General features: G+C 41.1%; 11 protein-coding genes and 1 tRNA gene. 1 reads left to right on the top strand and 11 read right to left on the bottom strand.

Features of this window, described 5'->3' with window-relative positions; translation table 11 throughout:
• Window positions 1-19: 19 nt before the first annotated feature.
• The 11 genes from aguB to H8R91_RS02470 all read right to left on the bottom strand — a co-directional run bounded on the left by aguB (window position 20) and on the right by H8R91_RS02470 (window position 14,603).
• Window positions 20-898: an N-carbamoylputrescine amidase gene (gene aguB / locus H8R91_RS02520; protein ID WP_186934740.1), complete on the bottom strand. Its 879-nt coding sequence runs from the start codon at window positions 896-898 to the stop codon at window positions 20-22.
• Entirely contained in the window at window positions 895-2,034 is a 1,140-nt protein-coding gene (gene aguA / locus H8R91_RS02515) for an agmatine deiminase (protein WP_186934739.1), read from the bottom strand. Before aguA ends, aguB begins: the two co-directional genes overlap by 4 nt.
• Complete coding sequence (gene nspC / locus H8R91_RS02510) at window positions 2,035-3,162, bottom strand: carboxynorspermidine decarboxylase (protein WP_186934738.1); 1,128 nt, start codon at window positions 3,160-3,162, stop codon at window positions 2,035-2,037. It abuts the gene before it with no gap.
• A gap of 4 nt (window positions 3,163-3,166) precedes the next feature.
• Window positions 3,167-4,426: a saccharopine dehydrogenase family protein gene (locus H8R91_RS02505; protein WP_022234282.1), complete on the bottom strand. Its 1,260-nt coding sequence runs from the start codon at window positions 4,424-4,426 to the stop codon at window positions 3,167-3,169.
• A gap of 24 nt (window positions 4,427-4,450) precedes the next feature.
• Window positions 4,451-5,305, bottom strand: a complete 855-nt coding sequence (gene speE / locus H8R91_RS02500) for a polyamine aminopropyltransferase (RefSeq protein ID WP_186934737.1) — start codon at window positions 5,303-5,305, stop codon at window positions 4,451-4,453.
• A gap of 58 nt (window positions 5,306-5,363) precedes the next feature.
• Window positions 5,364-6,812, bottom strand: coding sequence for an aminotransferase class I/II-fold pyridoxal phosphate-dependent enzyme (locus H8R91_RS02495; RefSeq protein WP_022234284.1), 1,449 nt, complete (start codon window positions 6,810-6,812; stop codon window positions 5,364-5,366).
• A gap of 452 nt (window positions 6,813-7,264) precedes the next feature.
• The gene (locus H8R91_RS02490; RefSeq protein ID WP_186934736.1) at window positions 7,265-9,046 is read right to left on the bottom strand and encodes a bifunctional homocysteine S-methyltransferase/methylenetetrahydrofolate reductase; all 1,782 of its coding nucleotides are present in this window, start codon (window positions 9,044-9,046) and stop codon (window positions 7,265-7,267) included.
• 19 nt (window positions 9,047-9,065) lie between these two features.
• Window positions 9,066-9,824, bottom strand: a complete 759-nt coding sequence (locus H8R91_RS02485) for a HesA/MoeB/ThiF family protein (RefSeq protein ID WP_186934735.1) — start codon at window positions 9,822-9,824, stop codon at window positions 9,066-9,068.
• An 82-nt stretch (window positions 9,825-9,906) separates the two neighbouring features.
• On the bottom strand, window positions 9,907-11,661 hold the full coding sequence (locus tag H8R91_RS02480) for a 1-deoxy-D-xylulose-5-phosphate synthase (RefSeq protein WP_186934734.1): 1,755 nt from the start codon (window positions 11,659-11,661) through the stop codon (window positions 9,907-9,909).
• A 128-nt stretch (window positions 11,662-11,789) separates the two neighbouring features.
• A complete protein-coding gene (locus H8R91_RS02475) occupies window positions 11,790-14,291 on the bottom strand; it encodes a heavy metal translocating P-type ATPase (protein ID WP_186934733.1) in 2,502 nt (833 codons plus the stop codon).
• Window positions 14,292-14,300: 9 nt separating this feature from the next.
• Window positions 14,301-14,603: a metal-sensing transcriptional repressor gene (locus H8R91_RS02470; protein ID WP_186934732.1), complete on the bottom strand. Its 303-nt coding sequence runs from the start codon at window positions 14,601-14,603 to the stop codon at window positions 14,301-14,303.
• 296 nt (window positions 14,604-14,899) lie between these two features.
• Between H8R91_RS02470 and H8R91_RS02465 the strand changes: the two genes are divergently transcribed.
• Window positions 14,900-14,984, top strand: a tRNA-Leu gene (locus H8R91_RS02465).
• The last annotated feature ends 143 nt before the right edge of the window (window positions 14,985-15,127 follow it).

The following is a 15,127-nucleotide window of genomic DNA, read 5'->3' as shown; positions in this document are numbered from 1 at the left end:
GCACATATTTTTCTCCTAATCACTTTTCGGTTATTACCTTATAGCAATCCGGGCGTCTGTCACGGAATATTCCCCAGCCGAGTCTGTTTTGAAAAATCTCATCAAGGTCAAACTCTGCTATAAGCACGGTTTCTTCATCTCTTGACGCAGATTTAATAATCTCTCCCGTTTCGTTTGTAATGAAAGATGAGCCGTAAAAAACGAGTGAGGAGGTCTGATTGCCGTTTTCGTCACAAGGGGTTACATCTTCCCTACCTATGCGGTTTGCCGCAATTATGGGAATTACATTTGCCGCAGAATGTCCCTGCATACATCTTCTCCAATGCGGCATACTGTCGCACTCAAGTATAGGTTCTGAACCGATAGCAGTCGGATAGAAAATCAATTCGGCGCCATTTAATGCGAGGGCTCTTGCGGTTTCAGGGAACCATTGATCCCAGCAAATGCCTACACCGATTGTACCGAACTTAGTTTTAAAAGTTTTGAACCCCGTATCACCCGGAATAAAGTAAAATTTTTCCTGATAATAATGGTCGTCGGGAATGTGAGTCTTACGGTATAAACCCAGAATTTCGCCGTCCGCATCAATTACCGCAGCACTGTTAAAAAGGCGGTTTCCGTCACGCTCGTAAAAGCTGACAGGAATAACAATCTCAAGTTCTTTCGCAAGTTTTACAAAATGTTTTACAGCGTCGTTTTCAAGGGTAGGCTTAGCAAAATTGTAGTAGTCATATCGTCTTTCCTGACAAAAATACTGTCTTTCAAACAGTTCGGGGAGTAAAACAATATTTGCGCCGTCTTCTTTTGCCTTTCGCACAAATTTTTCGGCATTTGCTATATTCTCCCAAACATCGGTTGTACATTTCATCTGAACCGCCGATACCTTAACTTTTCTCATATTTTACCTCCCTTATCGGCAAACGGAATTTGTTGTGTAATGCAGTGAATATTGCCTCCGCCGACAATAATATCTCTTGCATAAATTGGAATAATTTTTCTGTCCTTGCAAACTCTTTCAAGAATTTCTGCGGCAACTCTGTCGCTTTCGGCATTTTCACCGCCGAATTGAGGCAAAATCACAGCGCCGTTGCAAAAATAAAAATTAACATACGATGCCGCAAGCCTTTCTCCTACTTCTCTTGTGTCCTCTCCATCCTCGAATATATATCCTTTTATATCATTTTCGGTAACTGTCACGGGAATTTTCGGAACAGGAAGTTTATGAACCTTAATCTTCCTTCCTTTATTGTCGGTTGAATTTTCAAGAATATCAAGGCACGCTTTTGATATTGCATATTGCGGGTCGTTTTCATCATCACACCACGCAAGTACAACCTCTGCGGGAGCGACGAATGCGCATATGTTATCTATATGACCGTTGGTTTCGTCATTATAAATACCCTTTGGCAGCCAGATTGTTTTATTTATACCGAGGTATTTATTTAGCTTTTCTTCAATCTCGGCTTTTGTCAGCTGCGGATTTCTGCCTTTGCTTAACAGACATTCTTCTGTTGTAATGAGCGTGCCCTCTCCGTCAGTATGAATTGAGCCGCCCTCAAGCACAAACGGATGTGCGTCATACAACGGAACGCCAAGCGTTTTGCAAAGTTCATATGGAATTTTATCGTCATTCTCCCAATTTGCATACAGACCGTCATATTCGCCGCCCCATGCGTTGAATTGCCAGTCGATGGCACGAATTTCGCCGTTATTGTTTACAACAAAAGTCGGGGCGGTATCCCTTGCCCATGCATCATCGGAATTTATATTCAAAACTTCCGCATTTTTAACACATACAAGGCAAGCCTTTGCATGAGCAAATTTTTTGTCGCTTGCAAGCACAAATACCTTTTCAAACTCCGCAATTTTTCCTATAATTTCCGCAAAAACCTTTTCGGCAAATTTTGCCTCATAGCACCAACTTCCGGGTCTTTCGGGCCAAATCATAACGGTGGCGGAATGTTTTGAAAATTCAGCAGGCATACAAAAGCCATCGTCAGTCGGAAATTTGTTTTTTATATACTCAAAGCTCATTTATGAAAGCCTCTCTTTAAAATCGTTGTACGAAAATTCTTTTATAACCTCGCAGTTATCTTCATTATGCATAAGCACAATTGACGGCAGCGGCATACCGTTAAAGGTATTGTTCTTTACCATTGAGTAAATCGCCATATCCTCAAAAATCAGTCTGTCACCGATTTTAACTTCACTGTCAAAGCTGTAATCGCCGATTACATCGCCTGCAAGGCAGGTACAAGATGACAAACGATAAGTAAACGCTTTTTCATTAGGCTTACCGCTGTTTTTGAGCGGTGGCCTGTACGGCATTTCAAGAACATCAGGCATATGACAGGCGGCAGATGCATCAAGAATCAGAATATCAAGTCCGTTGTGAACAATGTCCATAACCTCTGTAATAAGATAGCCTGCATTCAGTGCCGCTGCCTCACCGGGTTCAAGATAAACTTCAACATCGTATTTATTTTGAACATACTTTATAAGGTCAACAAGCGCCTTTGTATCGTAATCATCTCGTGTAATATGATGTCCGCCGCCAAAGTTAAGCCATTTTGCGTTATAAAAATACTTGCCGAACTTTTCTTCAACTGCCTTAAAAGTAGACACCAAATCATCTGAATTTTGCTCGCACAATGTGTGAAAGTGAAAGCCCTCAACTCCGTCAAGCAAATCTTCTCTGAAATTTGCCTTTGTAACCCCAAGTCTTGAACCGTAAGCGCACGGGTCATAGATTTCGTGTCCCTCTTGTGTGGAAAATTCGGGGTTAAGTCGTATGCCTACGCTTACATCTGCATTTTGCCATTTATTCCTGTATTTTTCAAGTTGAGAAAATGAGTTAAAAACAATATGACCGCAGATTTTTAAAATCTCTTCAAAATCATTCTCCTTAAAAGCAGGTGCGAAAATGTGCGTTTCTTTTCCGAAACATTCGTGACCGAGTTTAGCCTCATAAAGCCCGCTTGCGGTTGTTCCCGACAGGTATTTGCTCATAAGCGGATACACGCAAAATGCCGAAAAAGCCTTTTGAGCAAGCAGGATTTTACAGCCTGTTCTGTCTTGAACGCTTTTTAATATTTCAAGGTTTTTTATCAGCTTTTGCTCATCTATAACATAGCAAGGTGTTTTTAATTCTGTAAATTTCATCGGCTTACTCAACTGTTACGGGATTTTCGTCAACAACCCAAGGAAGACCGAATTTATTAAGTGCCTCCATATACGGATCGGGGTCAAACTCCTCAACATTATAAACACCAGGCTTTTTCCACTGACCGCTAAGAACAAGTGACGCACCGATCATAGCCGGCACACCTGTTGTGTACGATACAGCTTGCGAGCCGACCTCTTTATAGCACTCCTGATGGTCGCACATATTGTAGATGTAAATTGTCTTTTCTTTGCCGTCCTTAACGCCTGTAAAGATACAGCCGATATTTGTCTTGCCCTTAGTGCGTGGACCGAGAGATGCAGGGTCAGGCAAAAGAGCCTTTAAGAACTGAATCGGTACAATTTCTCTGCCCTCATACATAACAGGCTCAGTAGAAAGCATACCGACATTCTCAAGGCACTGCATATGTGTAAGGTAGCTCTGTCCGAATGTCATAAAGAAGCGAATACGCTTTACATTCGGGATATTCTTTGCGAGTGACTCGATTTCCTCGTGGTGAAGCAGGTACATATCCTTTTCGCCCACACCGTCAAAGTTATACACTCTCTTAATCTCCATAGGTTTGGTTTCAATCCACTTGCCGTCTTCCCAATACGAGCCGTTTGCGGATACCTCACGAAGATTGATTTCAGGGTTAAAGTTTGTTGCAAACGGATAGCCGTGATCGCCGCCGTTGCAATCGAGAATATCTATATAATGGATTTCATCAAAATAATGCTTGAGCGCATATGCTGTAAATACGCTTGTAACACCCGGGTCAAAGCCTGTACCCAAAAGTGCTGTGATACCTGCTTTTTCAAACTTTTCTTTATATGCCCACTGCCACGAATAATCAAAGTAAGCGGTAAAGCCAAGGTCTTTGCAGCGTTTTTCATAAACGGCTTTCCATTCGGGGTCTGTTGTGTCCTCCGGTTCATAGTTTGCCGTATCAATGTAGTCTGTTTTGGTTTCAAGGCAGGCGTCCATAATTGTTAAATCCTGATACGGAAGTGCGAGGTTTAATACCGCATCGGGCTTGTATGAATTAATAAGAGCCACAAGTTCATCCTTACTGTCGGCATTTACCTGTGCGGTTGTAATAACCGTTTTTGTTGTGTTTTCAAGTTTTGCTTTTATAGCGTCACACTTTGATTTTGTCCTGCTTGCAATGCAAATTTCTGTAAAAACATCGCTGTTCTGACAACACTTGTGAATTGCAACACCTGCAACACCGCCACAACCGATAATTAAAAGTCTGCTCATTCTGTTTTCCTCCAATATATAAAATTATTTTTCTTCTTCTGCAAGTAAATCTTCAACATATTTCGGCAGCATAAATGCACCTCGATGAAGATTAGTCGTATAATACCAAGTTTTTATGCCACGCTTGTTCCATCTTTTAGCGTCAAGGTCTTTGAGCGGATGATACTTTTTAGATGCAAAGCCAAACAGCCAATAACCTGCGGCACAGGTAGGAATATGCGCCTGATACACACGGCTTATCGGAAATGAGTTGTACACTCTCTTGTGCATAGCCTTACAAGCACCCTCGTCCTCATCATAGAACGGACTGCCGTGCTGATATACCATAATTCCGTCATCCTTAAGTGCCTTGTAGCAGCTGCCGTAAAACTCTTTAGTAAAAAGTCCCTCGGTGTGTCCGAACGGGTCTGTAGCGTCATTTATAATTAAATCATATTCGTTATGACTTGTTCTTAAAAACCTTAAACCGTCCTGATAATATATATTTACTCTTTTATCGTCAAGGCCCTTTGAGTTGTCGGGAAAATATTCCTTGCACACCTCAACAAACATCTCGTCAGGCTCAACAACATCTATAACTTCAATCTCTTCATAATGTGAAAGCTCTCTGGCAACACCGCCGTCGCCGCCGCCGATTACAAGCACCTTTTTTACATTCGGATGAACCGCCATAGGCACATGAACAATCATCTCGTCGTAGGTGAACTCGTCTTTCTCACTGAAAATCACATTACCGTCTGAAGTAAGAAATCTGCCAAACTCCACAGAATCAAAAACATCAATTCGCTGAAAATCACTCTGACCGCTGAATAGCTGTTTTTCAACTCTTATAGAAAGCTCAACATTATCGGTATGTCTTTCAGAAAACCAAAATTCCATATAAACACTCCTTTGGTTTGTTTTTTACAAAACGCATTATTAGTAACCTTAAAAAACTTTATTTCAATACATTAAGTTTTTCAATATACGGGTCTTCCGTACCCTGCATTGAGCAGCCTTTTGCTTTTGCATAATTAATATACTCTATAATTTCATCTGTAATCATTTCGCCCGGGGAAAGAATCGGTATTCCGGGCGGATAGCACATAACAAATTCACTGCAAATTCTTCCTGCCGTCTGTTCAATCGGCAGCATTTCTTTGTCTGCATAAAACGCATCTCTCGGTGTTGCCGATACAATAGGCGGAATGTACTCCATACTAAGCATTTTTGCATTGTCCTTTGAATAAAGCCTTTTAATATCGGCAAGCGCACCTACAAGTCTTTCAATGTCCTGTATTCTGTCGCCGATCGAAATATAGGCAAGTATGTTGCCTATATCGCCGAATTCTATCTGAATATCGTATTCGTCACGCAGTAAGTCGTAAACTTCAATTCCGGCAAGCCCTATATCTCTTGTGTAAACTGAAAGTTTGGTTACATCGTAATCAAACACGCTGCTGCCATTGTTAAGCTCTCTGCCGTAAGCGTAGTAACCGCCGATTTCGTTTATCTCATTTCGGGCATATTCAGCCATTTTCATAACTTTACCGAACGACTCTTTTCCTCTCAAGGCAAGGTTTCTTCTTGAAATATCAAGACTTGACATAAGCAGATAGCTTGCACTTGTGGTTTGAGTAAGATTTATAATTTGAGCCACATACTCCCAGCGTACATTTTTGTTTGTAAGCAGCAATGAGCTTTGCGTAAGACTTCCGCCGGATTTATGCATAGACACCGCCGCAATATCTGCACCTGCCGCCATGGCCGATACAGGCAAATCCTCACCGAAATAGAAATGTGTGCCGTGAGCCTCGTCTGCAAGCACTTTCATACCGTGAGCATGCGCAAGTTTTACGATTGCTTTTAAATCGGACGCAATACCGTAGTAGGTCGGATTATTTACAAGAATAGCAACGGCATCGGGATTTTCTTTGATTGCGTTTTCAACTTGAGAAAGTTCCATACCGAGCGCTATTCCGATTTTTTTGTCAACATCGGGATTTACATATGCAGGCACCGCACCGCAGAGCACAAGAGCATTAATAACACTTTTGTGCACATTTCTCGGCAAAATAATTTTATCGCCTGCTTTGCATACAGACCAAATCATACTCTGCACTGCGGAAGTTGTACCTCCGACCATAAAAAATGCATGACCTGCGCCGAATGCATCCGCCGCAAGCTGTTCCGCCTCCAAAATTACCGATACAGGGTGACAGAGATTATCAAGCGGCTTCATTGAATTTACATCAAGACCTACGCATTTTTCGCCGAGAAGTTCAACGAGTTCGTGATTTCCTCTTCCTCTTTTATGTCCCGGCACATCAAAGGGCACTACCCTTTGTTTGCGAAATTTTTGCAGAGCCTCATACAAGGGGGCTTTCTTTTGTGTGTTTATATCCATTTACATTACCCTTTCGGCTTATCAAAAATAATGCAACAAAAAACAGGCGGCACAATGCACCACCTGTTTGATTAACGGATATATGATTTATTTTCTGTAGCTTATGCCGACAGTTAATAGAAGAATTCCGTTTTCAGAGCTAATGTAGCAAATATACCGTTCTGCTCTTATTGACCGTTTCACAAGTGATGTGCTGTTGCACTGATGATAAGTAATCGACTTATAAAATTTGAGCTTTTAACTCAATCAATAATGTGGCTTGCACCACGCTCGGCAGCTGACCCGCCTGTCCGTATGGGCTTAACTTACATATGCAAGTGGTCATATATTTGCATGAAAACAGAAATCTTTTTCACGCTAAATTAAGTAAGATATACTCTTACAACAAATTTATAATAAACCAAAACTAATATTTTGTCAAGAAATTTATAGGGTTTTACATAAATTTTATCTTAGACTTCCTGTATAATTCTCTTAAGCAAATATGTTCTGTTAAACGGGAAAGAAAAATAATAACCGTCCGCAAAATCTCTTGTAGCCGCAATCATTTCTTTTGCAAGTTCAACACCTACATTTTCGCCGTCTTCACGGCCGGCGTTTTCGGGATAACGCTCAATAACTTCATCCGTAACATTAACTCCCGAAATTTCGTTTTTCATAAACAGAGCATTTTTTCGGCTGACCAACGGCATAATTCCGCACAAAATTCTTGCACCCGTTTCTTCTTTTATTCTGCGCAAACGCTCGGCATCTTCTGCTGTAAATACAGGTTGAGTAAGGAAAAATTCTGCGCCTGCCTCCATTTTCTTTTGCACACGCTTAATTTCCGATTCTATTCTTCGTCTGCTCTGATTTATAGCGCCGCCATAAGTGAGCGGACTGTCTTTTAATGCCTCGCTGTTCATTTCATCGGCAATGCGCATAAGACCCACGGAGTCGAAATTAAACACAGACTTTACTACTTGTCTAGCCATAACGGGGATAGGGTCACCTGTTACGATAAGAAAATTATTAATGCCGTTTATACTTGCGCCAAGAAAAGTTGAGCGCACGGCAATGGCGTTTTTGTCACGGCAACAGATGTGTGGCATAACCTCAAAACCCGTTACATTCTTGACTTTCTGCGCCATAAGCACAGAGTCGATTCTTGTTCTGCCCGAAGGAGAATCGGGAAATGTAAGTACATCTACTCCAAGACCTTTGAGCATATGTGCTGCCTCAAGCAGTTTTTTGTCATCTGCGCCGAAAGGCGGAGCAAGTTCTACCGCAATAAGTTTTTTATCTTTAATTGTACCGTCGGCATTTCTGAAAAAGCTCTTTTTTATAACAGGCTTTTCGTTTTCGTTGTTTGCGGAAGTTTCATCCGATTTTACGGTAGGTGTAAGGTCAACGGTTTTTGCAACTTCTCTTATGTAATCAGGTGTTGTACCACAGCAACCGCCTATAATATCCACTCCGAGCAAAGCCATATCATTTACCTTAGACGCAAAATATATCGGATTATCAGCATATTTTACACGGTTGCGCACAAGTAAAGGATAACCGGCATTTGGCATAGCCGTGGCAAAACAATTGTTGTTAAGATTAATTCTTGACAATATCTGCTGCATATGGGCAGGGCCTACACCGCAGTTAAGACCTACGGCGTCAACGCATTTTGAAAATGCAGTTTCACTAACAAGCCTTTCCGCACTTTCGCCCGCCTCACTGTAACCGTACTGATTCACGCAGAACTGCACAATTATAAACGGATTACATTCCTCTTTAATTCTCTTTATTGCAGGCATAATATGTTCGGACTGTGTAAAGGTTTCAAAACATAAAATATCTGCGCCCTCATCTATAAAAGTTTTCGCAATCTGATAGTATTCTTCTTCCACAGCCTCAAAATCAGGCTGAAAAACTGCGGGAACAGGACCGATATTGCCTGCGATAAATATTTCTTTTCCGCTCTGCTCAACCGCTTCTTTTGCAATTTTGTAAGCCGCTTTTATATTTTCCTTAACCTGTTCGATTGAGCAGTCAAGAGAGTATGTATTGCTCGCAAAAGTGTTGGTTCTGATAAGTTTTGCACCGCTGTTTATATACTCGGTATGAATTTCCGATATTCTCTGCGAAGCGGTAATATTTGCATATTCGGGAATATCGACCGTTTTATATTTTTGGGAATAGTATGTGCCGAAAGAGCCGTCTGCAATCAGCTTGCTCTTTTTAAGGTATTCTCTGATATTCATAATTTCTCCTATATTTTTATTATGCCTGCTTTGCGCAAGCCTTGCAATTCGGGTTTTGTTTCGGGAGTTTTATTTTGCGAAAAGACGCATTTAAAGCATTGTAAATAAGCATATAACCGCATAAAAGTTCACCCTTTGAGAGTAAAAACTTTATTGCCTCCATTGCCTGCAAACTGCCTGTTACTCCGCAAGCCGCACTTATAACTCCTACCTCCTTTGGAAGAGGTACATCGCCCGCTTTCGGTTCATCTTCAAAAACACATCGGTAGCACGGGGATTTGTGCGGAATATATGTCATAAGCTGACCTTCAAAACCGACAACGCCTGCATGACAAAACGGCTTTTCCGCCTTTACACAGTAATCGTTAATCAAAAACTTACTGCCGAAATTATCGGTGCAATCAAGCACAAAATCATAATCAGAGATAAGCTCGGCTATATTTTCACTGTTCACATATGTTTTGTAGGTTTTGACATTAACATCGGGATTCAACTTATTTATTTTTTCCTTAGCCGATTCAACTTTTGCTTTGCCTATATCGGCACAGTTATGTATAACCTGTCTTTGCAGATTAGACACATCAACTTCGTCGGCGTCTGCAATGCCAATTGTGCCTACTCCTGCGCTTGCAAGATACATAAGCGCAGGTGAGCCAAGACCGCCCGCACCGATTACAAGTACGCTTGAAGAAAGCAACTTTTTCTGTCCGCTCTCTCCTATCTCTTTCATTACAAGCTGTCTTGAATAGCGTTTGTTTTGTTCGTAGGTTAAATTCATAAAAACTCCTAAAATAAAAATCAGGGCAGAAAAACTCTGCCCTAATATTTTAATACTATTTGATTGTAATTGTCAACTTAAATCAGATAAAATCTTTAATATCCTCGCAAATCTGCTCTTTGGTGAGATGATTTTCGGCAAGAACTTCATTATAGTCATATCTGTCGAGAAACTCTTTCTTTAAGCCGTAGTTAAATACTTTGACATCCGATTTACCGTAAAATCTTGCAATTTTTTCTCCGAAACCGCCGTTAAGAATACCGTCCTCAAGTGTAATTACAACATCGTGAGTTTTTGCAAGTTCTGCAAGCAAGTCTTCGTCCGTACCTGTAATGTAAACAGGATTTACAACGGTAGCGTCAATACCGTACTGCTTTTTAATTTCATCGGCAACACTTTCACCGAGCTGATAGAATGTGCCGAGTCCGAGAATTGCAACCTTGCCGCCTTCTTTTGTGACGCTGTATTTGTTAAGGTTGTCAAAGTCAATCGGTTTGTAATTCAGATTTGAAACAACTCCGTTGCCCGGTACTCTGATTGCAACAGGGTACTTTCTCTGTGACATACTCCATTCAACCATAGCAAGATATTCTTCCTTGCAAGTAGGTGCAAGATATACAAGGTTAGGAATATTTGAAAGCATTGCAATATCGTAAATGCCGAGGTGTGTTACATCGTTCATACCGAATACCGATGCGGCAAATACAATGATTGTAACAGGGTTTGAATTGATACATAAATCCTGAGAAATCTGGTCGTATGTTCTCTGAATAAATGAGCTGTAAACACCGTAAACAGGCTTAGCACCGTTCTTTGCCATACCCGAAGCAAGGGCTACTGCGTGCTCCTCGGCAATGCCTACATCTATAAACTGCTTGCCGGCAATATCACGCTTATCCTTTGTAAAGCCTGCAACGGTAGGTGTGCCCGAAGTAATAACGGCAACACTCTTATCGTTCTTCATCTTATCAAGAAGATAATTTACCGTAATATCATCATAGCTTTCGCCGTCAAATTCAAATTTAGATCTGCCTGTTTCAATGTCAAACGGCATACACCAGTGCCAATTCTCTTTGTCCTTTTCGGCAGGAGCATAACCCTTACCCTTTTGTGTGCAAATATGAACGACTACAGGGTGGTCAATATCTTTTACGCTTTCAAAAGCTGAAATAAGCTGTTCAATATCGTTGCCGTTCTTGACAAATACATAGTCAAGTCCCATTGCCTTAAAGAGGTTACATTCGGCTTTACCGTCCGTATCTCTTAAAAGTTTGAGATTTTTATAAAGTCCGCCGTGATTTTCGGCGATAGACATATCGTTATCATTTACAACAATAATAAAGTTGCCGTCAAACTCGCCTGCATAGTCAAGACCCTCAAGAGCCTCACCGCCGCTTAACGAACCGTCGCCGATTACGGCAATTACATTTTCCTTGCCGCCGTTTAAATCTCTTGCCTTTGCAAGACCAGACGCAAGGCTGACAGATGTTGAGGTGTGACCGATATTAAAAAAATCGTGCTCGCTTTCGTCAGGATTTGCATAGCCTGAAACATCGTCATACTTATCTTCAAAAATGAATGCGTCTTTTCTGCCTGTAAGAATTTTGTGGCAGTAACTCTGATGCGATACATCAAAGACAAACTTGTCAACAGGTGAATTAAACACATAATGCAATGCTATAATAGCCTCTGCCATACCGAGGTTAGGCCCGAAGTGTCCGCCGTGGATACTTAACTTTTTTATGAGGACTGTACGCATTTCCTGTGCAAGCTGTTTCATTTCTTCCGTATTGAGTGCTTTTACATCTTGAGGTGAATTAATTTTTTCAATATACATAATAACATCTCCTGCAAATTTTATAAAGATATTATAACTGTTAAAGCTGACTTTAAGTCAATAGTTTTTTTAAAAATTTTTTGCAAAAAATTTGCAGATGCCGTTTAAATCGACATCTGCAAATAAAATTATGAAATTGAAATTACATTGTATCCCTGGTCTTCGACAGTTTTCTTGAGTACATCGTTTGAAACTTCTGCGGTAAGTGTTACAACAGCTGTGCCTTTTTCGTGGCTTACTTCTGCCTGACTTACCTGTGCAAGTCCCTCAAGACTTTGTTTTACTCTGCCCTCGCAGTGTGAACACATCATACCGTCAATTTTCATTGTCTTTGTCATAGCATTATCATCCTTTTTTGATTTATATTTTATTTTTCTGTCTTTCTTTGGATTTGTAATGTCAAAGAAATTCAGCCTTAAAGCATTGGTTACAACACAAAAACTCGACAGGCTCATTGCCGCTGCACCGAACATCGGATTAAGCTGCCAGCCGAGCAGCGGAATCCAAACGCCTGCCGCAAGCGGAATACCGATAACATTATAGATAAATGCCCAGAAAAGATTTTCGTGGATATTTCTTAATGTTTTGCGGCTAAGTCTTACAGCGACAGGCACATCTGTCAGCTTGCTTTTCATTAGAACAACATCGGCGGCATCAATTGCAATGTCCGTACCCGAACCAATTGCCATACCTATATCCGCTCTTGTAAGCGCAGGTGCGTCATTTATACCGTCGCCGACCATAAGAACCTTGCCCTGCTTTTTGAGTTCGGCAACAACTTTTTCTTTACCGTCAGGCATAACGCCTGCAATAACTTCGTCAACACCTGCAAGTTTTCCTACAGCCTTAGCTGTTCTCTCATTGTCGCCAGTGAGCATTACAACCTTAATGCCCATATTTTGTAATTGTTTAATAGCTTTCGGACTTTCCTCTTTTATTACATCGGCAACGGCTATTATTCCCAAAAGCTTGTTATCGAGCATAAAGAACAGCGGTGTTTTGCCCTCTTCGGAAAGTTTGTCGGCTTTGCTTAATATATCGTTTGAAATACCGATAATTGAAGAAATATATTTCTTACTGCCGCCGATAATCCTTTTACCGTTGTATTCGGCAGACAATCCGTTACCCGATTCAGCCTTAAAATCTGTAACTTCATACGGATTTAAAGAAAGTTCCTCCGCTTTTACGATTATCGCTTTTGCAAGCGGATGTTCACTCTTTGTTTCAATGGAATAAGCATACTGCAAAAGTTCATTTTCAGAAATTCCAAACGGAATAACATCTGTAACCTTTGGCTCGCCTTTTGTAATAGTTCCTGTTTTGTCAAAAACCGCAATCTGAATTTTTCCTGCCTCTTCAAGAGATGCTGCGGTTTTAAAGAGAATACCTTTTCTTGCGCCCATTCCGTTGCCGACCATAATAGCAACAGGTGTGGCAAGTCCGAGTGCGCACGGGCAACTGATTACAAGAACCGATATACCTCTTGCAAGCGCATAACCTACAGTCTGACCGCACAAAAGCCAAACCGCAATGGTAATAAGGGCTATCACGATTACTGCAGGAACGAATACACCCGAAACCTTATCGGCAATTTTAGCTACGGGAGCTTTTGTAGCCGCAGCGTCGCTTACCATTTTAATAATTTGAGAAAGCGCAGTGTCTTCTCCTACAGCCGTTGCACTGCATTTAATAAAGCCTGCTTTATTGATAGTACCTGCCGAAACAGTGTCACCGACAACTTTATCAACAGGAATACTCTCGCCTGTAAGAGCCGACTCGTCAACAGCTGTACTGCCGTCTGTGATTTCAGCGTCAACGGGAATACTCTCACCCGGACGAACAACGAATACATCGCCTTTTTTCACTTTATCAACAGTTACTTCGGTTTCTTTGCCGTCAATAAGCAATGTAGCCTTCTTAGGTGCAAGATTTAAAAGCGCCTTGAGCGCATTTGTCGTCTTACCTTTTGAGTGAGCCTCAAGCATTTTGCCCACCGTAATCAGCGTAAGAATCATTGCCGCCGATTCAAAATAGAACTCGTGCATATAACTCATAACAAGTTCAGCATTGCCTTTTACCTGTGCATCGGTCATAGCAAAAAGAGCATATACACTGTACACAAACGATGCACCCGAGCCGAGGGCAACAAGCGTGTCCATATTCGGTGAACGGTGAATCAGACCTTTAAATCCGCTTATAAAAAATTTCTGGTTTATAACCATTATTATAACGCAGAGCAAAAGCTGCGCAAGTCCCATTGCGATATGATTGTCCGCAAAAAACGCAGGCAACGGCCAACCCCACATCATATGCCCCATTGAAATATACATCAGCACGACAAGAAAGCCGACAGAGGCAATCAGTCTGTGCATAAGTATAGGCGTGTCTTTATCTTTCAATTGATCGGTTTCGGCAGACTGTTTTTTCTCTGCGCCTGCCACACTCGCACCGTAACCCGCCTTTTCAACGGCTGCGATTATGCTCTCGTCACTTGCACTGCCCTCTACTCCCATAGAATTTGTAAGCAGGCTTACCGAGCAGGACTGTACGCCCTCAACCTTTAAAACCGCTTTTTCAACACGGGAACTGCAAGCAGCACAACTCATTCCCGTAACATTAAATTTTTTCATCAAAAGCACCTACCTCATAAGCTTTTGCAAGGTTGCGACAAGGTCGTCAATTGTTTCGTCTTTACCGTTGCGAATATCCTCCGCCACACAGGTTTTGATATGATTTGCAAGCAGCTCTTTATTAAATGAATTGAGCGCCGCATTAACGGCAGAAACCTGAACCATAATATCGGTGCAATAGGCATTTTTCTCAAGCATACCTTTAATACCCCTTATCTGCCCCTCTATGCGGTTAAGACGATTGATGAGAGCCTTGTACTCTTTCTCGCTTCTTTGCTTTGTTTTATTACTGTGACAATTTTCACATGCCATAAAATCAGTCCTTTATACTTTCATACCCCATAAGGGTATATTTATTATATACCCCCGTATAGTATATTGTCAATACTAAGATATTAATTCCAAAAATTTTATAGATATACTTATAACCAAAAGCATTATATTCACCTTAAAACCTGTCACATACTTTTTCGTACGAAATTCGTACAAAATGAAATTTAAAATTCTCTTGATTTTTAAAAATAAATCTGTTATAATAATCTCATTGCGGATTAAGCGATTAGCTCCGCCTCGGTTTGCTATGCCGTGTAAAAATTAAGAGCACCTATGCGGGTGTGGTGGAATTGGCAGACACGCAAGATTTAGGTTCTTGTGCTTACCGGTGTGCAGGTTCAAGTCCTGTCACCCGCACCAAACAACAAAGGGTATCAATACAAAACAGTATTGATACCCTTTGTTCTTATATTCAGCAAATGAACATCTTGTCTTTAATTATGTATAGTTTTGCAATTAATAACAAAACAGTCAGTCAAAGCAAAAACTTTAACTGACTGTTA

Origin of the sequence: Ruminococcus intestinalis (assembly GCF_014288065.1) — a bacterium.
GTDB lineage: Bacteria > Bacillota > Clostridia > Oscillospirales > Acutalibacteraceae > Ruminococcoides > Ruminococcoides intestinale_A.
Note: the sequence above shows the minus strand (reverse complement) of the source record. Positions and strands in the feature narration are given on the sequence as shown.

Bases quoted from the DNA above. Each gene is read 5' to 3' on its own strand.
- aguB (WP_186934740.1), bottom strand. From the start codon at position 898: ATGAGAAAAGTTAAGGTATCGGCGGTTCAGATGAAATGTACAACCGAT.
- aguA (WP_186934739.1), bottom strand. From the start codon at position 2,034: ATGAGCTTTGAGTATATAAAAAACAAATTTCCGACTGACGATGGCTTT.
- nspC (WP_186934738.1), bottom strand. From the start codon at position 3,162: ATGAAATTTACAGAATTAAAAACACCTTGCTATGTTATAGATGAGCAA.
- H8R91_RS02505 (WP_022234282.1), bottom strand. From the start codon at position 4,426: ATGAGCAGACTTTTAATTATCGGTTGTGGCGGTGTTGCAGGTGTTGCA.
- speE (WP_186934737.1), bottom strand. From the start codon at position 5,305: ATGGAATTTTGGTTTTCTGAAAGACATACCGATAATGTTGAGCTTTCT.
- H8R91_RS02495 (WP_022234284.1), bottom strand. From the start codon at position 6,812: ATGGATATAAACACACAAAAGAAAGCCCCCTTGTATGAGGCTCTGCAA.
- H8R91_RS02490 (WP_186934736.1), bottom strand. From the start codon at position 9,046: ATGAATATCAGAGAATACCTTAAAAAGAGCAAGCTGATTGCAGACGGC.
- H8R91_RS02485 (WP_186934735.1), bottom strand. From the start codon at position 9,824: ATGAATTTAACCTACGAACAAAACAAACGCTATTCAAGACAGCTTGTA.
- H8R91_RS02480 (WP_186934734.1), bottom strand. From the start codon at position 11,661: ATGTATATTGAAAAAATTAATTCACCTCAAGATGTAAAAGCACTCAAT.
- H8R91_RS02475 (WP_186934733.1), bottom strand. From the start codon at position 14,291: ATGAAAAAATTTAATGTTACGGGAATGAGTTGTGCTGCTTGCAGTTCC.
- H8R91_RS02470 (WP_186934732.1), bottom strand. From the start codon at position 14,603: ATGGCATGTGAAAATTGTCACAGTAATAAAACAAAGCAAAGAAGCGAG.